Source organism: Streptomyces zaomyceticus (genome assembly GCF_014656215.1).
Classification (GTDB): Bacteria; Actinomycetota; Actinomycetes; order Streptomycetales; family Streptomycetaceae; genus Streptomyces; species Streptomyces zaomyceticus.
Window position 1 is genome coordinate 137,698 of the sequence record NZ_BNBZ01000009.1, and the last position, 24,733, is coordinate 162,430.

Here is a 24,733-nt window from a genome sequence, read left to right on the forward strand (position 1 = left end):
GCACCCGGCGTGAAGCGGGAGGCGCCCGCTCCGACGCGCGCCTCCTCCGCTCCGACGCGCGCCTCCCCCGGACCGGCGGGGGCTGTCAGAGGACTGCCCCACAATGGAGGGCGTACCTGAGGAGGGGCAGACATGGCCGTATGGGACGACCTGGTCGGACAGGCGAAGGTCGAGGAGCAGCTCGCCGCCGCCGCGCGCGACGCCGACGCGCTCGTGACCGCCCATGCCGCCGGAGGCCCCGAGCCCGATGCCTCGAAGATGACGCACGCCTGGCTCTTCACCGGCCCGCCGGGATCCGGGCGGGCGACCGCGGCGCGGGCGTTCGCCGCCGCGCTCCAGTGCGTGAGCCCCGACCGGGCGCTCGGCGGAGCCCCCGGCTGCGGCTTCTGCGACGGCTGCCACACGACCCTCGTCGGCACCCACGCGGACGTCGAGATCGTCCGTACGGACCTGCTGTCCATCGGTGTGAAGGAGACCCGCGCCCTCGTCCGCCGCGCCCAGCTCTCACCGGCGGGCGGCCGCTGGCAGGTCATCGTCCTGGAGGACGCGGACCGGCTCACCGAAGGCGCGGGCAACGTCCTCCTGAAGGCCGTCGAGGAACCCGCCCCGCGCACGGTCTGGCTGCTCTGCGCGCCCTCCCTGGAGGACGTGCTGCCCACGATCCGCTCCCGCTGCCGGCACCTGACCCTGCGCACCCCGCCCGTGGAGGCCGTCGCCGACGTGCTCGTGCGGCGCGACGGCATCGACCCCGAGACGGCGCACGCCGCCGCCCGCGCCACCCAGGGCCACATCGACCGGGCGCGGCGGCTGGCCACCGACGAGCGGGCCCGCGCGCGCCGGAACGTCGTCCTCAAACTGCCGCTGCGGGTCGACGACATCGGCGGCTGCCTCAAGGCCGCCCAGGAGCTGGTGGACGCGGCGGCCGAGGACGCGAAGCAGGTCGCGGAGGAGATCGACGTCAAGGAGACCGACGAGCTGAAGGCGGCCCTCGGCGCGGCGCAGGGCGGGCGGATGCCGCGCGGCACGGCCGGGGCGATGAAGGAGCTGGAGGAGCGGCAGAAGCGCCGTCGGACCCGTACCCAGCGCGACAGTCTGGATCTCGCGCTCACCGATCTGACCGGCTTCTACCGTGATGTCCTGACGCTCCAGCTGCGCTCGCGATCCGCCCTCGCCAACACGGACGTGCAGGACGCGCTGGAGCGGATCGCCCGCGGCACCACCCCGGAGCGGACCCTCCGCCGTATCGAGGCGGTCCTGGCCTGCCGGGAGGCACTCGACCGGAACGTCGCGCCGCTGCTCGCGGTGGAGGCGATGACGATGGCGCTGCGGGGCTGACGGTGTTCTGGGCGCGGGTCCCGGGCCGGTCGGGGCGGTCGCGCCCGACGGGGGCCCGGGCGCGCGTCCCGGGCGGGTTCGCGAGGCCGGGCCCCAAGGGTGTCCCGTACCAGGCGATTGGACACGGTCCGTACCGGTCCGGATACGCTCCGGGCATGGATTCCAGGCGTTTGCTCCGTACGTCCGCCACGGCCCTCGCGGCCGCCGGGCTGATCCTCTCCGGCTGCTCGGGCGGCAGCGACGCGGCGGCGTCCCGCACCACCACGTCGGCCCCGCCGGCGGCGGCGCCCTCCTCCTCGCCGGGGGCCCTGAAGACGTTCTACGGCCAGAAGCTCGCGTGGCGCGACTGCGGGGTGCCGAGCTTCCAGTGCGCCACCCTGCGCGCCCCGCTGGACTACGCGAAGCCGGACGCGGGCGAGATCGAGCTGGCCGTCTCCCGGGTCCGGGCCACCGGCCCCGGCAAGCGGCTCGGTTCGCTGCTCGTCAACCCGGGCGGCCCCGGCGGCTCGGCCGTCGGCTACCTCCAGGGGTACGCGGGCATCGGCTACCCCGCCCCCGTCCGCGCCCGCTACGACATGGTGGCCGTCGACCCGCGGGGAGTCGCCCGCAGCGAGCCCGTCGAATGCCTGACGGGGCCGCAGATGGACACGTTCACCCAGGTCGACCAGACCCCCGACGACACCGCGGAGGTCAATGCGCTGAGCGCCGCCTTCAAGGTCTTCTCGGCGGGCTGCGCGAAGAAGTCGCGGGCGATCCTGCCGCACGTCTCCACGGTCGAGACGGCCCGTGACATGGACATCCTGCGGGCGGTGCTCGGCGACGAGAAGCTCAGCTACGTGGGGGCGTCGTACGGCACGTTCCTGGGAGCCACGTACGCCGAGCTCTTCCCGGGCCGGGTCGGCCGCCTCGTCCTCGACGGGGCGATGGACCCCTCGCTGCCGGCGATCGACCTCAACCGCGACCAGACCGCCGGTTTCGAGACCTCGTTCCGTGCCTTTGCCGCCGACTGCGTGAGCCGGCCGGACTGCCCGCTCGGTACGGGGTCGGTCGCGGCGGCCGGCGAGGCGCTGAAGAAGTTCTTCCGTGACGTGGACGCCGAGCCCGTGCCCACCGGAGAGAGCCGCGCGCTCGGCGAGTCGCTCGCCACCACCGGAGTGATCGCGGCGATGTACGACGAGGGCGCCTGGCCCCAGCTGCGCGAGGCGCTGACCCGGGCGATCGGCGGCGAGGGCTCGGGCCTCCTCGCCCTCGCCGACAGCTACTACGAGCGGGAACCGGACGGCGCGTACGCCAACCTCATGTTCGCCAACGCGGCCGTGAACTGCCTCGACCTGCCGGCCGCCTACGCGGGCCCCGCCGACGTCGCCAAGGCCGTCCCGTCCTTCGAGAAGGCCTCCCCGATCTTCGGCAGGGGTCTCGCCTGGGCCGCCTTGAACTGCACCTCCTGGCCCACCCCGGCCACCGGCGGCCCGCACCGCATCACCGCCGAGGGCGCCGCCCCGATCCTGGTCGTCGGCACCACCCGCGACCCGGCGACCCCGTACAAGTGGGCCCAGTCCCTGGCCGGCCAGCTGTCCTCCGGCACTCTGCTGACGTACGAGGGCGACGGCCACACCGCGTACGGCCGGGGCAGCGACTGCATCGACACGGCGATCAACGCCTACCTCCTGGAAGGCACCCCTCCGGCCGACGGAAAGCGCTGCTCATAGGCCCTCTCCGGGGGTGGTCGGAGCACCCCCGGAAACTGTGTAGACTTGGCGTCGCTGCTGCACCCACCATGGGTTCACACAGCGTGCCGCCTTAGCTCAGCTGGCCAGAGCAACGCACTCGTAATGCGTAGGTCTCGGGTTCGAATCCCGAAGGCGGCCCGGATTAGCCCCAGGACTCACTCGCCGTGACCTGGGGCTTTTTCATGCCCGGACACGACGGGGGAGTCGTGGGTGCCGGTGGTCGTGGTGTGCAGGAAGTCGTGGAGCAGTCGGACGAGTTCGTCCGGGCGGTCCTCGGGGACCAGGGTCCGGCTGCCCTCGATCTCGGCGAGGCGTCCTCGCGGGAAGAGCTCGGCCAGGCGTGGGCCGTGTTCGCGGGGCATCAGCCTGTCCCGTGTCGCCCAGGCCACGAGTACGGGTCCCTCGAAGGCGCGCATCTGCTCGGACCACTGGAGCAGTTGCCTCCTGGGTGGGGTGGACGTGAGGTATTTGGCCAGGTCGCGGCGGACGCCGGGGTCCGTGCGGGCGGGCCGGAACCAGGCGTCCGTGATCGCGTCGGGGATCGGGCGCTCGGTCATGGCGCCCCAGCCGTTCGGCGCCCGCCGTACCGGGCGCAGCCGCAGGAGATGCATCAGCAGGGCCAGGCCGCCCGGGATCGAGGCGGCCCGGACCAGGGACCGGCCCGGTCTGCCCGGCGGGTAGTTGTCGAACGCCTCGCAGGCGACGAGGGCGAGGCGGGCGATGCGCGCCGTACGGCCCTCGGACAGCAGCACTTGCGCACCGCCCCAGTCGTTGAGCACCAGCGTCACCTCGCGCAGGTCGAGCCGGTCGAGGAACTCCCCGACCAGGAGTGCCTGTCCGCGCAGCGACAGGTCGGCGTCCGGGCGCATCGGCGTGCGGTGGCTGCCCAGCGGCAGGGTGGGCAGCACGCACCGGTAGGTGCCGCGCAGGTCGGGGACGACCTTGCGCCACACCGTGTGGTCCATCAGCACTCCGTGCAGGAACACCAGGACGGGACCGTCGCCGCCGGTGTCCTCGTAGGCGATGGTTCCGGACGACAGCTCGACCTGGGGCATGGCCCTGCCTCTCCTCGTGTCCCACTCGGACGGACGGGCCGTTCGCCCGTGCGGGGTCCGGTCTGCGCCCCAACAACTACCACAGGTGTGGCACCACAGGTAGGGTGGTGCCCGGCAATCGACGGGTCGGGAAAGGGGCGGGCGGCGTGGCGGAGAACGCGAACCGGCGCAATCTGCTGCGGGATGCGGCGCTGGAGGTGCTGTCCGCCGAGGGCAGCCGCGGCCTGACCCATCGCGCGGTCGACGGCGCGGCGGGAGTACCCGCCGGGACGGCGAAGAACTACTTCCCCACCCGCGACGCACTGCTCGCCGCCGTCGCGGAGCGTTGCCTCGATCTCTTCCGGCAGGCGGGCACCCTGCCGACCGGCGCGACCGGCCCCACCGGGCGCGAGGACTTCGCCGCGCTGCTGTGCGGCCTGCTCGAAGAGGCCACGGGGCCGGGCCGGCGGCGTGTGCTCGCCTACCTCGAACTCCACGGCGAGGCGTCACGCAAGCCGTGGCTGGGCAAGGTGCTCGCGGAGATCTCCGCCATGGACTTCGCGACGATGGAGCGGCTCCAGCGCTCCGCCGGCTTCGACGTCACGCCGCAGCGCGCGCGTGTCGTCACCATGGCCGTCCACGCGGCCGTCGTCGATCTGCTGGCGCACCCTCGGGGCGTGCCGAACGGGGCGGGGCTCGACGACCTCGACGCGTTCGTCGGCGGGCTGCTCGACGTGGTCTATCCCCGGTCGCCCGCGGGCGGGTGACGCGCACTCGGCCCGGCGGCGCCCCGGGCCGAGGCCGGCGTGGCCGGGCGCGGTGCGCGTGGTCGGAGCCCCCCGCCTCGCGCGCGCCCGCCCGCTCACCCGCGGGCGCGCGCGAAGTGGACGGCCCCTTGCTTGGGGCATTGGTCTAGTCCAAACTGATCATTGACGAAGCCTCTGCAGAGTCGGCCGCGCACGGCCCGCAATGCCGCAGCCGGTCACGATCGACGGGTCGCGGTCATCGGATGAGGGGGATGCCATGTCAGAGAGGACGTCGGTCGCGGGGCTTCCCCGGGGAGGCCCGGGGGAACAGGGCTCGTTCGGCGCACAGCTCCAGGCGTTCCGCAGACGGGCCGGACTCAGCCAGGAAGCGGCCGCCGCACGGGCCGGGATCAGCACCCGGGCACTCCGCGACATCGAGCGCGGCCGGGTCAGGCGCCCCCAGTCGCGCACCCTCCAGCGACTGGCCGAAACCCTCGGACTGACCGGCGCCGAGCTGGTGGACCTGCTCGCCGCCACCCGTACCGGACCGTCCCGCGCCGCCGCCCGCCCGCGCCTGCTGATCCTCGGCCCCCTCTCCCTCCGGCGCGGCCAGAGCCCCGTCCCCGTCACCAGCCCGATGCTGCGCCGCCTGCTCGGGCTGCTGGCACTCAAGCACCCCGAGCCCTCCACCCAGCAGGAGATCACCGACACCCTCTGGCCCTCCGGGCCGCCGAGCTCCCACCAGAGCCTGATCCACACCTACGTCAGCCAGGTCCGCCGACTCCTCGAACCCGACGAACCGCGGACCGTTCCGTCGCTCACCGTCGCCCGGACGCCCACCGGCTACCTCCTCCAGGCGACCCGGAACCAGATCGACCTCGGCCACTTCGACGAGCTGCTCGCCCAGGCGGAACGCCTGCACCGCGCCGGGGACCCGGAGGCCGCGTACGAGACACTGACCCAGGCCCTTCAATGGTGGCGGGGGCCGGTGCTCGCCGACGCGGACCCCGTACTGCGCCAGCATCCGGCCGCGGTGGTGGCCAACGAACGCCGCGTCAAGGCGGTCCTGCTGCACGCCGACACGGCACTGCTGCTGCGCCGGCCCGAGGAGACCGTCCCGCTGCTCTGGGACATGGTGAACACCGAGCCACTCCACGAGGGCATGCACGCCCGGCTGATCCTCACCCTCGCCAGCTGCGGCGAACAGGCCGCCGCACTCAATGTGTTCAACCGCCTGCGCGACCGGCTCGACGAGGAACTGGGCATCGAGCCCAGCACCGAGGTCCGCGCCGCCCATCTGCGGGTACTGCGCCAGCAACTTCCCCTCGCACAGCGCCCCGACCGCCCCGCGGCGGCCGAGCGCCCGGCACTCACCACCGGCCCGCTCCCCGCCCAGCTGCCCGCCCGGGCCGGCTCCTACGTCGGGCGGCGCCGCCAGATGCGGGAGCTGGACGCCCTCGTCGCGCCCCACCCCGCCCTGCGCTCGCACGTGGTGGCCGTCGTCGGCGCGCCCGGAGTCGGCAAGACCGCCCTCGCCAAACACTGGGCGCATGCCCGGCGCGAACACTTCGAGGACGGACAGCTCTTCGTCGACCTGCGCGGCCACTCCCCGCTTCCGACCCTGAGACCCGGCGACGTCCTGGCCCAGTTCCTCCGGGCCCTGGGCGCGCCCCCCGACCAGCTGCCCGCGGACGAGGACGAGGCCGCGGCGCTGTACCGCACCCTGCTCGCCGACAAGCAGATGCTGATCGTGCTCGACAACGCGCGCGACGCCGAGCAGGTCAGGCCGCTCATCCCGGGCGCCCAGGGCTGCGCCGTCGTGATCACCAGCCGCAGCCGGCTCGCCGGGCTGGTCGCCAGCGACGGTGCCCGCCAGCTCGTCCTGGACGTGCTCGACCCGGATGAGGGACTCCAACTCCTCGCCGCCACCATCGGCGAGAGCCGGGCCGCGGCCGACGAGGAGGCGGCCCGCAGGCTCGTACGGCTCTGCGGCGGGCTGCCGCTGGCCATCCGGATCGCCGGTGCCAACCTGCTGGCCCGCAACGTCGCCATCGCCGACTACTGCGCCGAATTAGCGGGTGACGACATGCTCAGCCGGCTGCACATCGAAGGCGACCGGCGCTCGACGGTGCGGGCCGCCTTCGAGCTCTCCTACCGCGCGCTCCCCGCCGCCGCCCAGCGGATGTTCCGGCTCCTCAGCCTGACCCCGGGACCGGACCTCACCGTCGACGGAGCCGCCGCGCTCGCGGACTCCACCTCGGCCGAATCCGCGTCCCTGCTGGTCACCCTGACCGACGCCCATCTGGTGCGGGAGCGGGCGGCCGGCCGGTTCGGGCTGCACGACCTGCTGCGCACCTACGCCCGCGAGCTGGTCAGCCGGGAGGAGGCGCGCGCCGGGCGGCAACGGCTCTTCGACTGGTACCTCTACCACACCGACGCGGCGGCCCGGCTGCTCTACCCGGCGGAGTCGGCCGCGCAGCCGTCCGCCGCGTCGGCGCCCTCGGCCGCGCTGGTCTTCTCGGACCACGACCAGGCCTCGGAGTGGCTGGACAACGAGCGGGAGAACCTGGCCGGCGCCGTCCTCCAGGCCTCCGGCGCGGGCTTCACCGCCGTCGCCTGGCGGCTGGCGGAGAGCCTGCACAGCTACTTCATGGTGGGGATGTACACGGGTGACTGCCTCAAGGTCGCGACCGCCAGCCTGTTCGCCGCCGTCGCCGACGGCGAGCTGAGGGCCCAGGCCGCCGCCCAGCTGCGGCGCGCCGAATGCCACTGGGTGCTGGCGAACAACGCGCAGGCCCTGGACCTGTTCCGCAGCGCGCTGGAGCTCGCGCGGCAGGCCGGCTGGCAGGAGGGGCAGGCGCTGGCGCTGCGCCGTATCGCCGCCGCCCGGCAGGAGAACGGCACCATGCGGCCGGCCTGCGACCACCGCTCCCAGGCCCGTGATCTCACCGGGCGCGGCAGCGGGGCGGGGGCCGTCGCCGATGCCGTCCGCAAGGTGGGGCTGACCTGCTGACCCGGTGACCTGCTGACCTGCGGACCCGGTGAGCTGCTGAGTCGTCGGTGCGCGGGGCCGCTGATCGGCTTTCGGCCGCCGGCCCTCCGGCCGGCCCTCCGCCTCCTGGGTCCCGACCGCCCGCCCGCCCGCCCAGCCACCGCCCCCACCCCCCCCGCGCGCCCCGGCGGAAGGACAACTCCTCCGGCAGTTGCGCCAGTTCTGCCGGTTCTTCCGGGGCGGGCGACGGCGACCGGCAGAACCATAGGTCAGCACCCCTACGGGCGGCCGGCGGCGGCGATTCCGGTGCTTCCCGTCCTCTGGTCCGGCTGTAGGAGCCCGACCAGCCCGGGTCCGTACGGTGGGGCCGCACCGCAAGGCCGTTCTCCGTGCCGATTCATGAGGTGACACGTTGCCACAGCTCACGGTGGCAGACGCCGGCGTCCGTGCGGGGCGCGTTCCGGGCCGCCTCTCCTTCGGTCATGCCCCATGCCCACAGCATCCGTGCGATCAGAACGAGGTGACGATGGAATTCGAGGCACAGACCCCACGCCAGGAAGCCCCTTGCCCCGCAGAGCTCGACGAGTTCGCGGTGGCGTTCTACGAACGCACCCTGGGGCGGGCGGACTTCTGCCCATCCGGGATCGCCGACGAGCTGGGCGTACCCCGGCAGCGTGCGGAGCAGGCCGTCTGCGTGCTGCGCGAACTGCGCCTGGTCAAACCGGCGGAGGGGGTGGTGGACCGGTTGGTCGCGGTCAGTCCGGAGGCCGCCCAGATGGAGCTGCTGGTTCCGCTGGAGCGGGAGATCCTTGACAGTCGTCGCCGACTCGCGGGATTCAAGGGCCAGCTGAACTCCTTCGTGGCGGCGTTCGAGAAGCAGACCAGGAACCGTGCGGAGTCGGTGGTGATCACCGACGACCAGGAGGAGATCGAGCTCCGGCTGCTCGAGGCAGCCCAGGGCTGCACCGAGGAGGTCCTGGTGATGCAGCCCTGTGTGGCCAGGGAGACCCATGAGCTGCGGCTGGCCCGTCCTCTGGTCCTGGAGGCGTTACGCCGCGGGGCGCAGGCGAGGATCCTCTACCCCCACACCGCCCGCGGCGACTCCGTCACCCGCGCCCACCTGGGCGAACTCCTCCCCGCCGGGGGCCAGGTGCGCACCACCAACGAGGTGCGCGACCGCTTCCTGGTCTTCGACCGGAAGACGGCCTTCATCCCGGCCGGCGAGGGCGAGGCGATCGCCGTCGTCTACGAGGGCGCGGTCGCGTCCTTCCTCGCCGGACTGCACGCCCGGGCCTGGGAGTCCGCCTTCGACTTCGACTCCGGCGCGGCCGGTTACGCCGGGACGCTGGAGGACCTCAAGGCCACCCTGCTCGACCTGCTCGCCTCGGGTGCCAAGGACGAGGTGATCGCGCGCCGCGTGGGCATGTCCGAGCGGACACTCCGCCGTCATGTGGCCACGATCATGCAGGACCTCTCCGCCACCAGCCGCTTCCAGGCCGGTGTGCTGGCCGCCCGTACCGGCCTGGTCGACCCCGCCCTGAGGAGCGCCGCATGAGCCGGTACGACCACCTCGCGTACACCTCGTCGGTGCGCCGGGTCCAGCAGCAGATGGGCAGCGCCTCGGCGGCGGACCGCCGGCTGGGGCAAGCGGCCGAGGAGGCCGTGCCGCTCGACGCCAACGCCGCCGCGTTCATCCGGAGCCTCGACGGGTTCCTGTTCGCCAGTGTGGGCGAGACGGGCTGGCCGTACATCCAGTTCCGGGGCGGGCCGGCGGGGTTCGTCCACGTCCTGGACGCGCACACCCTCGGCTATCTGGACGTCCGGGGAAACCGGCAGTACATCACCACCGGCAATGTGCGGGCCGACGACCGGGTCGCGCTGTTCTTCCTCGACCAGGCCCGGCAGACCCGCCTCAAGCTGTTCGGCCACGCCACCGCCGTACCGGTCGACGAGGATCCCGAGCTGGCCGCCCGGCTGGACTCGCCACGGACCGACGGCACCGTCGAGCAGCTCGTCACCATCCGGGTCGAGGCCTTCGCCTGGAACTGCCCCAACCACATCACCCCCCGCTTCAGCGAACGCGAGCTCTCCGAGGCGCTGAGCCCGATCCGCGAGCGCCTCGCGCGGCTGGAGCAGGAGAACACCGCCCTGCGCGCGGAACTCGCCGTCCGTCGCGGCGGCGCCCACCACGAAGCCCACCACGAAGCCCACCACGAAGCCCAACACGAGACCCAACGCGAGGCCCACCACGAGGCCCACCACGACGATCTCAGGCCGGACGCGGCTGCCCGGCACGTCCCCCGAGAGGCCTGACGCCCGTCCGTCGCGATGACCGGAATCGGCAGCCGGTTCCGGTCATCGAGGCAGGTCGGCGCACCGATCCCGATTTGCGCCGACCTGGCCGCTGGCCGCATTCGGCAGCCGGTTCCGGTCATTGAGAAAACTCGCTCGGGAATCCTTTACTGGAGTCAGCAAAGGGCCACCCGAAGCGAACGGAGACATCGCGCGATGGTCAGCGACGTGATCGACCGAAACGATCGGTTCCGGGGAATTCTGGACCGACTCGCCACCAAGTCGATCGACGACTACTACAACCCGTACCGGCTGTTCGAGTGGCCGGACCGACTCCCCGAGGACATGTGGTGGATGAGCCCCGAGCTCACCACCACATACGGGACGGAATGGGCCGAGTCGCTCACTCCGCAGCAGCTCCACGCGCTTTCCAAGCATGAGAGCATCAATTTCTACAGCCTCAATGTGCACGGTATCCGGGAACTGCTCATCGAGGTGGTCGGCCGGATTCACACCGCCGGTTTCGAAACCCCTTCGGAGTTCTTCCACCATTTCATCGGTGAAGAGAACGAGCACATGTGGTTCTTTGCCGAATTCTGCCTCCGGTACGGCGGGAAGATCTACCGCCAGCCGGCCGGCGGCGCGGAGGCGGCCGTCCCCTCGGAGAAGATCCAGAGCCTGCTGGTCTTCGCCCGCATCCTGATCTTCGAAGAGCTGGTCGACCACTTCAACTCGAAGATGGCCGCGGACGAGCGGCTCCACGAGACCATCCGCGGCATCAACCGGATCCACCACCAGGACGAGTCCCGGCACATCGCCTTCGGCCGTGAACTCGTCGACCTGCTCTACCAGGACCTGAAGCAGACCGCGACGGAACAGGAACTGGACGAGGTCTCCACCTATCTCCGCCGCTACCTGAAGCACAGCTTCGACTCGCTCTACCACCCGCAGGTCTACCGCGACGCCGGTCTGGAGCGGCCGCACGAGCTGCGCCGGGCCCTGATGGAATCGCCGGCCCGCGCCGAGGCCGAGCTGCGCACCTTCCGCAAGACCGCCAAGTACCTCGAGAAGACGGGGCTCATCCGATGAACCGCCTGACCGGAAGCGACGGCGCACCCGCACTCGCCATCCTCGGGCCGGGGTCCACCCGGCTCGTCAAGGAGCTCGACCGGGTCTTCACCGGCTGGGGCGTGACGGCCGGCGCCGAGGAGATCAGCGCCCCGCCGCTCTTCCCGGTGACCGACCTGGAGAAGTTCGACGTCTACACCAACTTCCCGCAGCTCGCCTGGGTGGCCGGCTCGCTCGACCTGACGGACGACCAGTTCAAGCCGGTCGACGGCAGGTTCGGACCGGGCGCGGTGACCGAGGCGCGCTACGGACTGCCGCACGCCACCTGCTACGGCGCGTACCTCTTCCACGAGGGGAACCAGGTCGCCGACGACACCCTGGTGACCCTGGTCAACCGCTGCTTCCGCAACGAGGACCACTACGGCGGGCTGCGCCGCCTCGCCAGCTTCCAGATGCGCGAGATCGTCGCCATCGGCAGCTTCGAGCACACCCAGCAGGTGCTGGCCCGGTTCACCGAGCGGATCCAGGCCTTCGCCGCCGCGCTCGGGGTCGACCTGGCCAAGGTCCCGGCCGGTGACCCGTTCTTCCGCAACGACAACGGCCGCGCCCTGCTGCAGAAGCTCAGCCCGGTCAAGTACGAGTTCCAGTACGGCGACGACCTGGCCATCGCCTCGGTCAACACCCACCGCAACTTCTTCGGCGAGCGGTGCGGCATCCGGCTGGAGTCCGGCGAGCACGCCTACACCTCCTGTGTGGCCTTCGGACTCGAGCGCTGGCTCGCCGTGCTCACCGAGCACTTCGACGGAGACCTCGACGCCGCGCTGACCGCCGTACGCGCCGCCGCCGACCCGTCGTGACCCAGCCCCTGATCGGCGTCGACCTCGTGCCGATCTCCCGGGTCGGCGAGCTGCTGGATCCCGGTATCGGGCCGCTGCTGAGGCGGTACCTCTCCGCCGAGGAGCTGACCGTGTCCAGGACCCCGGACGGCGAACCCGACCGGGCCGGGATCGCCGGCCGGCTCGCCGCCAAGGAGGCCGTCTTCAAACTCCTCGGCGCCGTCGGACGACCGGTCCCCTGGCAGGGCATCGAGGTCCTGCGCGGGCCCGGCGGCCGGCCCGGGGTCCGACTCTCCGGCAGGGCCGCCGAACTGGCCCGCGACGCCGGGCTCGGCCCGATCGACGTCAGCATCAGCCACGACGCCGGCTTCGCGATCGCCGTCGCGGCCGCCTCCACCTCTCTCGAACACCCCAACTCGCTGGAACAGCGACTCTGAAGGGAATGCCATGAGTTCCGCAGGTATCGACAAGGTCCGGGACTGGATCCTCGGCCGTCACCCCGAGCGCACCGAGCTCGCCGCCGACGTCGACCTCATCGAGAGCCGTCTGGTCGACTCGCTCGCCTTCGTCGAGCTCGTCTACACCATCGAGGACGCCGCGGGCGTCGAGATCGACTTCGACAACATCGACATCGAGGACTTCCAGACCCTCGCGACCATCGAGAAGGCGTTCTTCGCCTGATCCCGAGGAGGGATCTTCACCATGGATGCAGTCTCGTACACCGCACAGTGGATGGCCGCGGCCCGCGCACAGGAGTCCGAGCGGGAGGACGCCCTCTTCGTCGACCCGCTGGCCAAGGACCTGGCCGCGCCCAGGGGCTTCGAGCTGATCGAGCGCTACGCCGGCGGCGGCCTGCTGCCGTTCATCTCCATCCGGACCCGGTTCCTCGACGACGCCATCAAGACCGTCCTCGCCGAGAGCGGGATCCAGCAGGTGGTCCTGATCGCGGCCGGCATGGACACCCGCGCGTACCGGCTCGACTGGCCGGACGGCATCGAGCTCTACGAGGTCGACCACGCCCTCCTGATCGCCGAGAAGCGCCGCCGGCTCGCGGCCCTCGGGGCCGAACCGCGCACCGACCGGCGCGAGGTCTCCGCCGACCTCACCCAGGAGTGGCTGCCCGCCCTGGAGGCCGCCGGCTTCGACCGCGACCGCCCGACCCTGTGGGTCGCCGAGGCGCTGACCTTCTTCCTCACCGACGACCAGGCCGCCGGCCTGCTGCGGCTGCTCGCCTCCGCCTCGGCCCCCGGCAGCCACCTCGCCTTCGACATCCTCGGGCGCGCCCTGCTGCGCAGCCCGTTCTCGAAGCGCTTCCTGGACAACCTCGCCGCCGACGGCACGCCGTGGATCTTCGGCACCGACGAGCCCGAGGAGTTCCTCACCGCCAACGGCTGGAAGACCACCGACCTGCGCGAGCCCGGCCAGCCCGGCGCCGGCGAGGGCCGCTGGCCGTACGAGGTCCAGCCGAGGGACCGCCGCGGCGCCAACCGGCTGTGGCTGATCCGCGCCGAGGTCGTGACGACCTGATGAGTCAGCCGACCACGGACCGCCGGATCACCCTGGAGCGGATCGAGTCGTACCTGCCCGAGCGCAGCGTGCGGATCGAGGAGCTGGGCGAGCGGCTGGGCCTGCGACGGGCCGAACTCGGCGTGTTCCGGAAGTTCTACGGACTGGACACGCTGCGCTTCGACCCCGAGCTTCCGCTGATCGACCTGCTGCGCCCGGCCGCGCGGGGCGCCCTGGCCGCCCTCCCCGAGGGCGGCCGGGTGGACTACCTGGCGTACGCCCATGTCACCCAGGCGGTGGCCCCGGCCGACGTGGACATCGCCCAGGTGGTGACCGAGGACCTCGGCCTCACCGGGACCGAGTCCTTCGGCCTCAGCCACCAGGCCTGTGTCAGCAGCCTCGGCGCCATCGAGGTGCTCGGCGAACTGCTCCGCGCGGAGGGCACGGAGGGCGCGTACGCCCTCATGGTCACCGGCGAGCAGGCGTACTCGCCGATGGTCCAGCTCGTCCCCAACACCTCGATCATGGCCGACGCCGCCGCCTCCTGCCTGATCACCCTGGACGGCGACGGCGACGTGGTCCGCTCCTTCGCCACCCGGACCCTGGGCGAGTACGCCCAGTGGCTGGAGCTGACCGCCGAGCAGAACACCGAGTTCGGGGAGCAGTACGGCAAGCGGATCTCCGAGGTCATCCACCAGGCGCTGACGGAGGCGGGGCTGACGCTCGACGAGGTCGACCTGGTCATCCCGCACAACGTCAACAAGCTGGCCTGGCGGCAGACCATCAAGGAGCTGGAGGTGGCGCCGGAGAAGGTCTTCCTGGACAACGTCCCGCGCTTCAGCCACACCTTCGCCGCGGACGTCTTCGTCAACTACACGACGCTGCGGGACGCCGGCCGCCTGGTGGACGGGGCGCACTACCTGCTGGTCTCCGTCGGCCTGGGCGCCACCTTCGGCGCGATGGTGGTCACCCACAGGGCGGGAGGGGAGCCCCGATGAGCCGTCAGGAAGTGCTGCTCACGATCGAGAAGGCGCTCAGCGAGGTCCTGGAGCGGCCGATCAGCGGACTCAACGAGGAGACCGCGCTCTTCGACGAGCTGCAGCTCGACTCCCTCGCCGTCCTGGGGATGCTGATGACCGTCGAGGAGGCGACCGGGATCTCGATCGACCCCGAGAAGCTGGACATCGACCACCTGCGGACCATGCGGTCCTTCGCCGACTACGTCGAGGCCGCGATCCGCGAAGCGGAGGGCACGTCATGAGCGGACTCGCCGTCCGGGCCGCCGCCTCGGTGCGCTCGCCGGAGGGCCGCGCCTCCGGCACCACCCCGGCCGCGCTCGACTACTACCGCGACCTGCTCACTCCCTTCGGCGAGAAGCCGGACGAGGAGCTGCTGGCCCGTGGCGCGCACGTCCACCACCGGGACCTCGCGGACCTGCTCGTCGCCGACGAGGGCGTCGGCCGGAGCCGGCCGGAGCTGCTGATCGTCACCCACGCCCTCCCGGACGTGGTGCCGTTCACCGCCGTCGCGCCGCATCTGACCGACCGCCTCGGCGGTCTGGCGACCAACTTCGCGATCGCCGAGCAGGGTCTGGCGGCACCCTTCACGGCGCTCCGGATCGCCTCGGCGTACCACCGTGCGGGGCGGGCCGCGGAGGTGGTCGTCGCGGTGCTCGAACAGACGACCCTGCCGACGGCCTTCCCGCTGGTCCAGGAGACCCCGCTGGTCGACTCGGCGGCGGCGCTGGTCCTCGGCGCCTCCACCGGGCCCGGTCTGCGGTTCGCCCGGGCGCGCTCGGCCGCGTCGGCGGCGGCCGCCCTCGACGAGGCCGTCCTGAGCGGGGACTTCGGCGGGGACGCCCCGGGCCGGGTCCTCGGGGGGGACGGCACCCTGCTGGTCCTCGGGCCCTGGGTCGCCGAGGACGTCCCGGAGCACGGCGCGGTGCACCGGGTGGCTCCGGGCAGCTACTGCACCAGCGTCTGGCTGGAGCTGGCCGACCACTGGCAGGAGTGGCAGCGGACGTACCGGCGGATCGTCCTCTGCGACACGGATCCGCGCTCCGGCCGCAGCCATGTGGCGCTCTTCGCCCACGGCGAGGGGTAACCGCCCGGCGGCCGGGTGCGGGCACCGCGCCCGCCACGGCCGGCCGAGGGGCGAGCACGGCATCCGTCACGGCCCGCGCCGTGACGGACACCGGGCTCGCCCCCGCGCGTTCGGCCCGGCTCCGACAGACATCCGACATGGCAACCGAAGGGAAGTTTGAAGACGATGACCACGGCTGAGCAGCGGACCATCAGGCTGGACTCCGCGAGGGCCGGGACAGGCCCGGCGACCTGGGGGCAGCGGGCGATCTGGGGGGTCGTCACCCGGCTCGGTGACGACGCCCCCCGGTACAACCTGCCGGTCGACCTCCCCCTCACCCCGCCCCGCCCCGTCCCCCTGGTCCTCGCGGACCTGACGGAGCTGCTCCTGCTCCACGACAGCCTGCACACCAGGTTCCTGCCGGCCGGCGAGGACGGTCTGGAGCAGGTCGTCGACGGCAGCGGCGAGCTCCCCGTGGAGATCAGGACGACCTCGGTGGCGCAGGCCGCGGAGGTCGGCGCGAGCCTGCTCAAGGAGCTGGCGGGCCGCTCCTTCGACCACACGCGCGAGTGGCCCCTGAGGGTCGGTCTGGTGGAGTCCGAGGGTCTGGTCCACCGGCTGATCCTGGCCGGGGCGCACACCGGGATGGACTACTGGGGCCTCGGCCGGCTGCTCCGCGACCTGGAGGCGATCCGGTCGGGGGAGACCGCCGAGTCGCTGCGCGGTTCGCGCCCCTCCCAGCAGCCCCTGGAGGCCGCCGAGCTCCAGGCGTCGCCGCTCGGCCGCCGCCGGGACGAGGCGGCCCGCCGCTACTGGTCCGAGCAGCTGACCGCCGGCCCCCGGCAGATCTTCCGGGAGCCCGCGGCGCCGGAACTCGCGGATGATCCGCACCGGATGTTCCCCAACGCGCTGCTGCGCTCGCCCGCGCTGGCCGTCGCCGTCGGGCGGGTGGCGGCGGAGCTGGAGGTCAGCGACGCCGCGGTGCTGCTGGGGGCGACCTCGCACCAGCTGGCCAGGATGTCCGGGAGCAGCGACGTGCTGTTCCAGGTGGTCGTGGGCAACCGCTTCCAGCCGGCCGCCGCCGCGTCGGTCAGCACGGTGGCGCAGGAGGCCCTGTTCCGTCTCACGGACGCGGACCGGGACTTCGCGGACGCGGTGCGGCGGACCCGGTCCGTCGCGTTCGCCGCGTTCCGCCATGCCGCGTACGACAAGTGGGCGCTGGACCGGGAGGTGGCGCTGCTCGTGGAGAAGGGCGAGGCGGCGGACCACTCGTACTGGTGGAACGACACCCGCGACCCGGGCGTGGGGCCGTTCGACACCGTCGAGCAGCCGCGGGCCCCGCTCAGTGAGCTCATCGGCGGGACCGAGCTGAGCTGGCCGACGGAGTTCCTGCCCCGCAAGAACGTCTCGGTGGCCGTGGACGTGCTGACCGCCCCCGGCGCACTGGACCTCGCCATGACCGCCGACCCGGCGGTCCTCGGCCGTGAGGGGATGGAGACGTTCCTGCGCGGGGTCGAGCGGCTGATCGTCGCCGAGGCGATCGCGCTGGGGGACTGATGACCAAGCGGTACGCGGGAATCGCCTGGACCGACGAGGGCTACCGGGTCGAGGTCCTGGACGACGCGGGGCACCGGGTGGTGGAGCAGAGCAGCTGGGGCGGCGCCCGGGTCGCCGAGCTCATCGCCTGGCTGCGGAGCCTGGACGGTGGGCAGCCCCCGGCCGTCGTCCTGGACAGCACCAACGGTCTGCTGGACGGTCCGATGACCGCCGCGGGCCTGGAGGTGTACCGGGCCGATCCCTGGCTGCTGCCGCAGCGGCCGCGGTTCGGCTCCGTCCCGGCCGAGCAGCTCGCGGAGCAGGCCAGGACCGCGCCCGGCGCGCTGGCCCGGGTGACCGCCGAGGGCGGCACGCTGACCGGCCGGGCCGAGGAGTACTTCGAGGGCGTGCGGCAGGGCGAGCCGATCCTGGCGGCGCTGACGGCGGCCGGACGCTGCTTCGAGCACGGCAGCCGGGACACCCCGAAGGTCGCGCTCACCTTCGACGACGGCCCCGACCCGGTGCACACCCGCCAGGTGCTGGAGATCCTGGAGCGCTACGGCGCCCGGGCGACCTTCTTCTGCGTCGGCCAGCACGTCGCGGCGCTGCCCGACGAGGTGCGCCGGATCGCCGCGGCCGGCCACGAGCTGGGCAACCACTCCTGGTCGCACCCCTTCCTGTTCGACCTGACGCCGGACCAGCTGCGTGAGCAGATCGACCGGACGGCCGAGCTGATGACCCGGGTGACCGGTGAGAGCCCTACCTGGTTCAGGCCGCCGTACGGCGCGCTGAACCCCGAGGTGCTGGCCGCCCTGGAAGGGCATCCGACCACCTTGACGATGTGGGACGTGGACGCCCGCGACTGGTCGCGGCCGGGGCCGGAGCGGATCGCGGCGACCGTCCTGGAGGCCGCCGGGCCGGGCTCGGTGGTGCTGATGCACGAGGGCGCCGGCGACCGGGGCCAGACCGTCCAGGCCCTTCCGTCGATCGTCGAGGGCCTGCTCGAACGCGGCCTGGAGCTGGTGACCGTGGGGGACCTCTCCGCGCCTCCCGGCCCCGACGGCACGCGGCCACTCGACCGATGAAGCGCACGATCAACGACTGAAGGGTTGAACAGTCATGGAAGAACGCCTGGCAGATCACACTGCGGAGGTGGCGTCCCCACAGACGAAGGACGGACCCCCCGACGGGCCGCCCCGCGGACCGGCCGACGGGGCGCCGGGCGGTCCGCCGTCGGGCGAGCTGGCGATCTGGACCCGTAACTTCCGGTACTACTTCACCGCCCGCAGCGCGGGCCTGCTGAGCTGGGCCATGCTGCCGGTCGCCGTCGCGGCCGGTCTGCTCAAGGGCGGTTACGGGCTGGACGCCGCGGGCTACTCGATGGCCTTCCTGGTCGCCCCGTTCGCCGGGCTCGTGCTGTTCGGCGGCGTGCTCGCCGACCGGTTCACCGCCCGCCGGATGATGATCATCGCGGATCTGGCCAACCTCACCGCCCACATCCTGCTCGCCCTTCTCTTCATCCACGGCATCGACCATCTGTGGCAGCTGTACGCGCTGCTGGTGGTGGCCGGTACCGCGAACGCGCTGTTCCAGCCGGGCGCCTCCTCGACCGTCCCGCTGGTCTCCCGGGACGTCCAGGGCGCCAACGGGGTGCTGCGCACCTCCGAGGCGATCACCGGACTCGGCGGGCCCGCGCTGGCCGGCACCCTGGTCGGCTTCGGGTCCACCGGCTGGGTCATGGTGATATCCGCCGTCGCCTACGGGACCAGCGCGATCTGTCTGTTCGTCCTCCGGCTCGGAGCGGTGCCCGCCCCGCCGGCCGGCGAGAGCCTGTGGCGCAACCTGGTGGTCGGCTGGCAGGAGTTCCGCTCCCGCAGCTGGCTCTGGGGCGTGATCCTGATCTGGATGTTCTACGCGGTGCTCTCCTGGGGGCCGCAGCTCTCGGTGGCCGCCGGCGTCATCGTGCCCGAGCACGGCGCGAGCGCCTTCGGCCTGATCAACGCCGCGCTGGGCGCCGGCACCATCGCCGGCGGTCTCGTCGCGATCCGCTACAAGCCCCAACGGCCCCTCGCCGCCGGGGCCGTGGCCATGATGGCCTACCCGCTCTACCCGCTCGGCATCGTGCTCGGCTGGCCGGTCTGGGCGCTCGCCGCCGCCCAGGTCGCGGTCGGTATCGGTATCGGCGTCTGGGGCGTCATGTGGGCCACCAGCGTCCAGACCCAGGTCCCGGGCGAAGTCCTCAACCGCGTCCACGCCTACGAGGTCGCGGGCTCCGTCGGCATGTACCCGATCGGCAGCGCGCTCGCCGGTCCCGCCGTCGGCGCGTTCGGCACCGACGAGGTGCTCATGGTGGGTGTGGTCGTCTCCTTCCTCACCGCCACCGCCCTCCTCGTCGCCCGGCCCATCCGCACCCTGCGGCGTGTGCCGGACCGCGCCTGAGCGGCACCGGACCCGGGACCTGAACGGGTGAGCGCGTCGACGCCGGGAGCGCGGCCGTGGCGGCCGGGAGCAGGAGTGTGCACGGCCGCCGAGGGCGTGCACTACCTGGTCGGCCGGAGCGAGGAGGTCCTCGCCGCCCTGCCCGTCGCCCCGGCGGACCGGGCCCCCGCCGCGGCGCTGCCGCCGTGGCGCGCCCTGGAGTACACCGCCTCGCGGACCCTGCTGAGGGCCCTGCTGCGGGAGGTCGGCGAGGACCTCCGCGGCGGGCCCGTCGCCGCCCGCCCGGGCGGCCGGCCGTACCTCCCCGGCCGCCCCGATCTGGGCGTGAGCCTCTCGCACTCCGGAGGCTGGGTCGCCGCGGCCGTCGGCGGGAACCGTGAGGTCGGCGTCGACGTACAGACGCCGGCCCCCGTCGGCGACCGGCTGCTGCGGCTCTGCTGCTCGCCCGGCGACGCCGAGGCGCTGACCGCCCTGCCCGAGGACGGCCGCAGACGGGAGTTCGCCTGGATCTTCACCGTCCAGGAGGCCTGTGTGAAGGCCCTCGGCGCGGGGTTGTCCGGCCGCCCCTGGAACGTGCCGGTCGCGCTCGGACAGCGGACCGGGGAGTGGAGCGGGGAGCGGGCGGGGGAGTCGACGGGGGAGCGGGCGGAGGCGTGGGGGCGGGTCCGCTGGTGCGCCCCTCGCGACCGGCACCCGGTACCGGTCGGCTGTGCCTGGACCGAGCCTTCCGCCGTTCCGACAGATGGGCCCCGGTAGCGGTGGGGGGCCGGCGCGTCGTACAACTCCGGGAGATCATCTACGGCGTTCGAGCAACCTGGGGGCAATGTGAGCGGCACCGTCACGTCCGGCAGCGGCGACGATCCGGTCGTCACCGAACGGACCAGGCTGCGCCGGATGCGGGAGAAGGGAAGCCATCGGCGGGCCGACCTGGACGCCGTGCTCGCCGCCGGGTTCCTCTGCCATCTCGGGGTCGACGTCGACGGCACCACGATGGTGGTGCCCACCGCGTACGGCGTCGAGGGCGACCGGCTGTATCTGCACGGGTCCGTCGCCAGCCGCACCCTCGTCCGGGCGCCCGACACCACCGTCTGCGTCACCGTCACCCACGTCGACGGGCTCGTCCTCGCCCGCTCCGTCTTCGAGCACGGCGTCAACTACCGCTGCGCGATGATCTACGGCGTCCCCCGCACGGTCACCGATCCGGACGAGAAGCTGCGCGGGCTGCGGGCGCTCACCGAGCAGAGTTCCCCCGGGCAGTGGGAGTACGTACGGCAGCCCAGCCGCAAGGAACTGGCCGCGACCGCGCTGCTCGCGCTCGATCTGACGGAGGCCTCCGTGAAGACCCGGAGCGGGCCGCCGGACGACGGGGACTCCGAGGACGCGGCCCTCGGGCTGTGGGCCGGGGTGCTGCCCGTGGTGACCACCTTCGGCGACCCGGTCACCGACCCGGTGCTTCCCCCCGATGTCACGCCGCCCGCCCATGTGGCGTCCCGCGCGGGACGCGTCCTCGGGGAGTGACGCGCGGCGCCCGGGGAGTGACCGGAGCCGCCGGCGGGTGATCCGTGACGCCGGGCGGGATACGGAGTGCCGTGCTGCAGGTGCTGCAGGTGCTGCAGGTGCTGCAGGTGCTGCAGGAAGTGCAGGTGGTGCTGGTGGGTGCCCTCGGCCTTTCGGGGGCCGTCAGAGCCGGAGCTCCAGCCGGTTCAGGTGGTCGGCGTCCGACAGGGCGTCGATCGCGGTGATCCGGTCGTCCAGGACCGTGAAGGCGAAGACGAGCCGCGGCTCGCCCTCCGGTGGCCACGCCAGGCCTGCCGCCCCGTCCACCAGGGCCTTTCTGGCGGTGCCCGCCCGGTCGGCGACGGCTTCGGCGACGGCTCCGGGGCCGTGCGCGGCCGCCGCCCCGGCCCGTACGGCCGCGGTGTCGGCCCGCAGCACCACCTCGGGGTCGAGGAGCTCCCGCATCGCGGCCGTGTCGCCGCCCCGCGCGGCCGCGAGGAAGGCCGCGACGACCTCCCGCTGGCGCGACGGGTCCGGCTCCGGCATCTCCTCGGCCTCGCGGAGCCGGTAGCGGGCCCGGCCCGCCAGCTGCCGGGTGGCGGCCGGTGTCCGGTCCATGATCGGGGCTATCTCCTCGTACGGCACGGAGAACTCGTCGTGCAGGACGTAGGCGAGCCGTTCCGGGGGTGTCAGTCCGTCCAGGGCGGACGGCAGGGGCCGTTCCCCGGGGCCGTCGGCGGTGGTGGGGCCGTCGGGGTCGGCGGCGCCGTCGGCGGTGGTGGGGCCGCCGGGGCGGGGCGGTCCGCCGGAGGCCCAGGGGTCCCAAGGGTCCCAGGGGTGTTCGCGGTGGGTCTCGCGGGCGCGGAGCCGGTCCAGGCAGGCGCGTGCCACGGCCTCGGTCGGGTCGTCCGGGGAGGGGACAGCCGCGCGGCCCGGTCCGGCCGGGGGCGGGCCGCTCGGGTTCTCCGGGGCCCGCCAGGTCCTTCGTACGTCCTCCAGCGTCTCGTCCGCCTCCTCCGAGGTGCCGAGGAGGCGGTACGCGACCGCTCGCAGGCGGGGGCGGTGCTCCTCGAAGAGGGGCGCGGGGACGGTGTGCTCATCCACGGGGCGTGACCTCCGTCGGGCAGGGGGCGTCGCCGGGGGCCGCGCGGGCGCCCCGACGACGATCACGGTGGGCTTCTCCGTGCCCCGGTTCAGTCGCCGTGGCCCGTGCCCCCGCTGCCGAAGCCGCCGCTGGAGATGCCGCCCCACTTGCGCTTCTCCTCGGTGGGCGGTTCGGGTGACGGTTCCGAGCCGTCCTTGAGCTGGTAGGGCATGAGCCGGTGCTCGCCGTCGGTCTGTGGCATCTCGTTGGGCCTGCGGTACTCGGACGACTCGCCCGGCAGGCCGGCGTCCTCCGGCCGGTGGGGCTGCTCGTCCGGCTTGGGCGCCGCGGATTCGCGGTCCCGGACCCGGAAGCCCAGCCAGACCGCGGCGATCAGCACGGCGACGATGACGAGTCCGCCGAGGAGCTGGCCGAGGCCCGACTGCCAGACTCCCGCGGCCATGGTCTGGGCTGCGCTGAGACTGTTCATACTCCAGGATTACCCGATTTCTGCTCTTTTGGACGCACCGGGCGAAGACACCTGGAGATTGCCTGAAACATTTCCGCGCTCCCGTCGCGTCAATGAGGTGTACGGCGACCACACCACGTGACCGCGAGAAGAAGGAGGGGCATGAGAAAGTCCCGCGCGGACGAGTTTCTGGAGTTCGCCGCCGCACGCACGGGCCATCTGTTCCGCTCGGCCTGCCTGCTGACCAGCGGGGACACCCATCTCGCCGAGGACCTCACCCAGGAGACACTCGGCCGGATGTACGCCCTGTGGGGCCGCATGACACGCGTCGGGAACCCCGCCGCGTACGCCCAGACCGTGCTCGTCCGCACGTTCCTCAGTCACCAGCGGCGCCGCTCGGCCACCGAGCGCCCGCTCGGCGAACTGCCCGACCGCGCCCCCGACGACGGCGAGGACCCGGCACTCCGGATCGCGCTGCTCGACGCGCTGGCCGGACTCGCGCCCAAGGACCGGGCGGTCGTGGTGCTGCGGTACTGGGAGGACCGCAGCATCGAGGAGACCGCCGACGCCCTGCACGTCAGCTCCGCCGCGGTACGCACCCGCTCCGTGCGGGCGCTCGCGAAGCTGCGGGAACGCCTCGGCGGCAGCATCGCCGAGTTCGCGACCCGCTGACGCTCCCCGCTTTCCGTATCCCGTTCCATCTTCCGCATCCAGCTACCGGAGACGGTGAATTCGACATGCCCCAGAACGAAGGTCCCCAGCACGAGGGATTCGAGGAAGAGCTCGGCGCGGTCCTGCGCAGGACCGGCGACGGCTTCGCCGCCGACGACCGGCGCGAGCTGGTCGCGGGCGGGCTCCGGCGCGGCAGGAGCCGCCTGATCCGCCGCCGCCTCGCGGTGACCGGCGGTGCCCTCGCGCTCGCCGCCGTCGGCATCGGCGGCGCCTACGGCGGCTCGCTGCTCCCCATCGGCGGTGGGCCGGAGAAGGTCTCCGCGGCCGGGCCCAAGGCACCCGAGCCGACCCGCGGCACCTCCGCCGAGGCCGAGGCGGAGGCCGCGGCAGAGGCCCGGGCGAACAGGCGGGGCGAGGCCCACATCCCGGTCAAGAAGCTCGCGGCCGTCCTCAAGGCCAACACCCCGGCCGGCACCTGGAAGATCGACAACGAGGACGGCAGGGGCCAGTCCGTCCTCGGCGTCTACGACGACGGCAGGGGCAAGGCCGCCGTCTCCGTCGGCCTCTACCGCGCCGGTGCCGGCGGAGAGTCGGGCGAGGGCCAGGTCACCTGCCCCTCCAAGACGGCCGTCCCCTACGACGCCTGCACGATGGAGCAGCTCGCGGGCGGCGCCCGCCTGATGGTCCTTCAGGGGTACGAGTACCCCGACAAGCGCGAGGAGACCAAGCAGTGGCGCGCGGTCCTCCTCACCAAGGACGGCTTCCTGATCGACGCGTCGGAGTACAACGCGGCCGCGGAGAAGGGCGCCGAGATCAGCCGTGAGAACCCGCCCTTCACCCCGGCGCAGCTGAAGGCGCTCGTCACCGCCGACGGCTGGCGTCCGCTCCTGAAGCAGATCCCGTCACTGCCCAGGCAGCAGAACGGCAGCGGCCAGCAGCCGCCGGCCGCGCCGGGCGCCGACGCGACGCAGGCCACCCTGCGCTCCCTCCTGCCCAAGGGCCTCACGTTCGGCGACAGGGGCGGGCAGCCCGGGTACGCCTTCGTGGTCGTCGACGACGGCAGGGGCAAGAGCCTCGTGCAGATCAACGTCCAGACGAACATGGGCGACATCGCCGGCGATGTCTTCGGCAGCGGGGACGTCACCACCCTCCCCGACGGCCGGCTGGTCAAGCTCACCCAGCAGCCCGGCGAGAAGGGCGGCTCGGGCGTCGTGTGGTGGTCCGCCGACACCCTCGCCCCGGACGGCTTCCGGGTCGTCGTGTCCGCCTTCAACACCGGCGCCCAGCACGAGGACGCCACGCGCGCCGAGCCCGCGCTGACGATGGAGCAGCTGAAGGCGATCGCACTGAGCCCCAAGTGGCGGAAGCTGCCCCTGACGTCGAACTGACACCGGGAAACGCTCGGGGGTGAGGGG

At 73.0% G+C, this 24,733-nt stretch carries 24 protein-coding genes and 1 tRNA gene; 22 read left to right on the plus strand and 3 right to left on the minus strand.

Annotated elements, in window-relative coordinates; genetic code table 11:
- Positions 1-132 precede the first annotated feature (132 nt).
- From IE311_RS14775 to IE311_RS14785, 3 genes are all read left to right on the plus strand, one after another.
- Positions 133-1,335 (plus strand): DNA polymerase III subunit delta', encoded by a 1,203-nt coding sequence (locus tag IE311_RS14775; RefSeq protein ID WP_189832123.1) that lies wholly within the window; start codon positions 133-135, stop codon positions 1,333-1,335.
- A gap of 155 nt (positions 1,336-1,490) precedes the next feature.
- Positions 1,491-3,044: an alpha/beta hydrolase gene (locus tag IE311_RS14780; RefSeq protein WP_189832124.1), complete on the plus strand. Its 1,554-nt coding sequence runs from the start codon at positions 1,491-1,493 to the stop codon at positions 3,042-3,044.
- A gap of 85 nt (positions 3,045-3,129) precedes the next feature.
- Positions 3,130-3,203 (plus strand) — tRNA-Thr (locus IE311_RS14785).
- 17 nt (positions 3,204-3,220) lie between these two features.
- Here IE311_RS14785 and IE311_RS14790 read toward each other — a convergent pair.
- On the minus strand, positions 3,221-4,120 hold the full coding sequence (locus IE311_RS14790) for an alpha/beta fold hydrolase (RefSeq protein ID WP_229901932.1): 900 nt from the start codon (positions 4,118-4,120) through the stop codon (positions 3,221-3,223).
- Positions 4,121-4,266: 146 nt separating this feature from the next.
- Between IE311_RS14790 and IE311_RS14795 the strand changes: the two genes are divergently transcribed.
- The 17 genes from IE311_RS14795 to IE311_RS14875 all read left to right on the plus strand — a co-directional run bounded on the left by IE311_RS14795 (position 4,267) and on the right by IE311_RS14875 (position 21,114).
- A complete protein-coding gene (locus IE311_RS14795; RefSeq protein ID WP_189832125.1) occupies positions 4,267-4,866 on the plus strand; it encodes a TetR/AcrR family transcriptional regulator in 600 nt (199 codons plus the stop codon).
- Between the two features lie 256 nt (positions 4,867-5,122).
- Entirely contained in the window at positions 5,123-7,858 is a 2,736-nt protein-coding gene (locus IE311_RS14800; protein ID WP_189832126.1) for a BTAD domain-containing putative transcriptional regulator, read from the plus strand.
- A gap of 505 nt (positions 7,859-8,363) precedes the next feature.
- Entirely contained in the window at positions 8,364-9,392 is a 1,029-nt protein-coding gene (locus IE311_RS14805) for a LuxR C-terminal-related transcriptional regulator (RefSeq protein ID WP_189832127.1), read from the plus strand.
- On the plus strand, positions 9,389-10,150 hold the full coding sequence (locus IE311_RS14810) for a pyridoxamine 5'-phosphate oxidase family protein (RefSeq protein ID WP_189832128.1): 762 nt from the start codon (positions 9,389-9,391) through the stop codon (positions 10,148-10,150). Before IE311_RS14805 ends, IE311_RS14810 begins: the two co-directional genes overlap by 4 nt.
- Before the next feature lie 195 nt (positions 10,151-10,345).
- Positions 10,346-11,218 carry a diiron oxygenase gene (locus IE311_RS14815; RefSeq protein ID WP_189832129.1) on the plus strand — a complete coding sequence of 291 codons (873 nt, stop codon included), beginning with the start codon at positions 10,346-10,348 and terminating at the stop codon, positions 11,216-11,218.
- Positions 11,215-12,054, plus strand: a complete 840-nt coding sequence (locus tag IE311_RS14820; protein WP_189832130.1) for a class-II aminoacyl-tRNA synthetase family protein — start codon at positions 11,215-11,217, stop codon at positions 12,052-12,054. The genes IE311_RS14815 and IE311_RS14820 overlap by 4 nt, the downstream gene beginning before the upstream one ends.
- The gene (locus IE311_RS14825) at positions 12,051-12,470 is read left to right on the plus strand and encodes a holo-ACP synthase (RefSeq protein WP_189832131.1); all 420 of its coding nucleotides are present in this window, start codon (positions 12,051-12,053) and stop codon (positions 12,468-12,470) included. Before IE311_RS14820 ends, IE311_RS14825 begins: the two co-directional genes overlap by 4 nt.
- Before the next feature lie 10 nt (positions 12,471-12,480).
- The gene (locus IE311_RS14830) at positions 12,481-12,714 is read left to right on the plus strand and encodes a phosphopantetheine-binding protein (RefSeq protein WP_024755837.1); all 234 of its coding nucleotides are present in this window, start codon (positions 12,481-12,483) and stop codon (positions 12,712-12,714) included.
- 21 nt (positions 12,715-12,735) lie between these two features.
- A complete protein-coding gene (locus IE311_RS14835; protein ID WP_189832132.1) occupies positions 12,736-13,560 on the plus strand; it encodes a class I SAM-dependent methyltransferase in 825 nt (274 codons plus the stop codon).
- Complete coding sequence (locus IE311_RS14840) at positions 13,560-14,537, plus strand: 3-oxoacyl-[acyl-carrier-protein] synthase III C-terminal domain-containing protein (protein WP_189832133.1); 978 nt, start codon at positions 13,560-13,562, stop codon at positions 14,535-14,537. Before IE311_RS14835 ends, IE311_RS14840 begins: the two co-directional genes overlap by 1 nt.
- On the plus strand, positions 14,534-14,800 hold the full coding sequence (locus tag IE311_RS14845; RefSeq protein WP_189832134.1) for an acyl carrier protein: 267 nt from the start codon (positions 14,534-14,536) through the stop codon (positions 14,798-14,800). Before IE311_RS14840 ends, IE311_RS14845 begins: the two co-directional genes overlap by 4 nt.
- Positions 14,797-15,642: a hypothetical protein gene (locus IE311_RS14850; protein WP_189832135.1), complete on the plus strand. Its 846-nt coding sequence runs from the start codon at positions 14,797-14,799 to the stop codon at positions 15,640-15,642. Before IE311_RS14845 ends, IE311_RS14850 begins: the two co-directional genes overlap by 4 nt.
- A gap of 165 nt (positions 15,643-15,807) precedes the next feature.
- Entirely contained in the window at positions 15,808-17,178 is a 1,371-nt protein-coding gene (locus IE311_RS14855) for a condensation domain-containing protein (RefSeq protein ID WP_189832136.1), read from the plus strand.
- Entirely contained in the window at positions 17,178-18,242 is a 1,065-nt protein-coding gene (locus tag IE311_RS14860; RefSeq protein ID WP_189832137.1) for a polysaccharide deacetylase family protein, read from the plus strand. Before IE311_RS14855 ends, IE311_RS14860 begins: the two co-directional genes overlap by 1 nt.
- 34 nt (positions 18,243-18,276) lie before the next feature.
- Entirely contained in the window at positions 18,277-19,596 is a 1,320-nt protein-coding gene (locus IE311_RS14865) for an MFS transporter (RefSeq protein WP_189832138.1), read from the plus strand.
- Between the two features lie 75 nt (positions 19,597-19,671).
- A complete protein-coding gene (locus IE311_RS14870; RefSeq protein WP_229901934.1) occupies positions 19,672-20,352 on the plus strand; it encodes a 4'-phosphopantetheinyl transferase family protein in 681 nt (226 codons plus the stop codon).
- 138 nt (positions 20,353-20,490) lie between these two features.
- Positions 20,491-21,114: a pyridoxamine 5'-phosphate oxidase family protein gene (locus tag IE311_RS14875; protein ID WP_189832226.1), complete on the plus strand. Its 624-nt coding sequence runs from the start codon at positions 20,491-20,493 to the stop codon at positions 21,112-21,114.
- Between the two features lie 162 nt (positions 21,115-21,276).
- Here the strand turns inward: IE311_RS14875 and IE311_RS14880 are convergent, their stop codons facing one another.
- Entirely contained in the window at positions 21,277-22,197 is a 921-nt protein-coding gene (locus tag IE311_RS14880; protein WP_189832139.1) for a sigma factor-like helix-turn-helix DNA-binding protein, read from the minus strand.
- An 89-nt stretch (positions 22,198-22,286) separates the two neighbouring features.
- Positions 22,287-22,667, minus strand: coding sequence for a DUF6479 family protein (locus tag IE311_RS14885; protein ID WP_189832140.1), 381 nt, complete (start codon positions 22,665-22,667; stop codon positions 22,287-22,289).
- A gap of 141 nt (positions 22,668-22,808) precedes the next feature.
- On the opposite strand from IE311_RS14885, the gene IE311_RS14890 reads away from it, so the two are divergent.
- Complete coding sequence (locus tag IE311_RS14890) at positions 22,809-23,318, plus strand: SigE family RNA polymerase sigma factor (protein WP_189832141.1); 510 nt, start codon at positions 22,809-22,811, stop codon at positions 23,316-23,318.
- A gap of 65 nt (positions 23,319-23,383) precedes the next feature.
- The gene (locus IE311_RS14895; RefSeq protein ID WP_189832142.1) at positions 23,384-24,706 is read left to right on the plus strand and encodes a hypothetical protein; all 1,323 of its coding nucleotides are present in this window, start codon (positions 23,384-23,386) and stop codon (positions 24,704-24,706) included.
- Positions 24,707-24,733 lie beyond the last annotated feature (27 nt).

What these genes read in the sequence shown, in the direction of transcription:
- IE311_RS14775 (WP_189832123.1), top strand. Translation starts at nt 133, where the DNA reads ATGGCCGTATGGGACGACCTGGTCGGACAGGCGAAGGTCGAGGAGCAG.
- IE311_RS14780 (WP_189832124.1), top strand. Translation starts at nt 1,491, where the DNA reads ATGGATTCCAGGCGTTTGCTCCGTACGTCCGCCACGGCCCTCGCGGCC.
- IE311_RS14790 (WP_229901932.1), bottom strand. Translation starts at nt 4,120, where the DNA reads ATGCCCCAGGTCGAGCTGTCGTCCGGAACCATCGCCTACGAGGACACC.
- IE311_RS14800 (WP_189832126.1), top strand. Translation starts at nt 5,123, where the DNA reads ATGTCAGAGAGGACGTCGGTCGCGGGGCTTCCCCGGGGAGGCCCGGGG.
- IE311_RS14805 (WP_189832127.1), top strand. Translation starts at nt 8,364, where the DNA reads ATGGAATTCGAGGCACAGACCCCACGCCAGGAAGCCCCTTGCCCCGCA.
- IE311_RS14810 (WP_189832128.1), top strand. Translation starts at nt 9,389, where the DNA reads ATGAGCCGGTACGACCACCTCGCGTACACCTCGTCGGTGCGCCGGGTC.
- IE311_RS14815 (WP_189832129.1), top strand. Translation starts at nt 10,346, where the DNA reads ATGGTCAGCGACGTGATCGACCGAAACGATCGGTTCCGGGGAATTCTG.
- IE311_RS14820 (WP_189832130.1), top strand. Translation starts at nt 11,215, where the DNA reads ATGAACCGCCTGACCGGAAGCGACGGCGCACCCGCACTCGCCATCCTC.
- IE311_RS14830 (WP_024755837.1), top strand. Translation starts at nt 12,481, where the DNA reads ATGAGTTCCGCAGGTATCGACAAGGTCCGGGACTGGATCCTCGGCCGT.
- IE311_RS14835 (WP_189832132.1), top strand. Translation starts at nt 12,736, where the DNA reads ATGGATGCAGTCTCGTACACCGCACAGTGGATGGCCGCGGCCCGCGCA.
- IE311_RS14840 (WP_189832133.1), top strand. Translation starts at nt 13,560, where the DNA reads ATGAGTCAGCCGACCACGGACCGCCGGATCACCCTGGAGCGGATCGAG.
- IE311_RS14845 (WP_189832134.1), top strand. Translation starts at nt 14,534, where the DNA reads ATGAGCCGTCAGGAAGTGCTGCTCACGATCGAGAAGGCGCTCAGCGAG.
- IE311_RS14850 (WP_189832135.1), top strand. Translation starts at nt 14,797, where the DNA reads ATGAGCGGACTCGCCGTCCGGGCCGCCGCCTCGGTGCGCTCGCCGGAG.
- IE311_RS14855 (WP_189832136.1), top strand. Translation starts at nt 15,808, where the DNA reads ATGACCACGGCTGAGCAGCGGACCATCAGGCTGGACTCCGCGAGGGCC.
- IE311_RS14860 (WP_189832137.1), top strand. Translation starts at nt 17,178, where the DNA reads ATGACCAAGCGGTACGCGGGAATCGCCTGGACCGACGAGGGCTACCGG.
- IE311_RS14865 (WP_189832138.1), top strand. Translation starts at nt 18,277, where the DNA reads ATGGAAGAACGCCTGGCAGATCACACTGCGGAGGTGGCGTCCCCACAG.
- IE311_RS14875 (WP_189832226.1), top strand. Translation starts at nt 20,491, where the DNA reads ATGCGGGAGAAGGGAAGCCATCGGCGGGCCGACCTGGACGCCGTGCTC.
- IE311_RS14885 (WP_189832140.1), bottom strand. Translation starts at nt 22,667, where the DNA reads ATGAACAGTCTCAGCGCAGCCCAGACCATGGCCGCGGGAGTCTGGCAG.
- IE311_RS14890 (WP_189832141.1), top strand. Translation starts at nt 22,809, where the DNA reads ATGAGAAAGTCCCGCGCGGACGAGTTTCTGGAGTTCGCCGCCGCACGC.
- IE311_RS14895 (WP_189832142.1), top strand. Translation starts at nt 23,384, where the DNA reads ATGCCCCAGAACGAAGGTCCCCAGCACGAGGGATTCGAGGAAGAGCTC.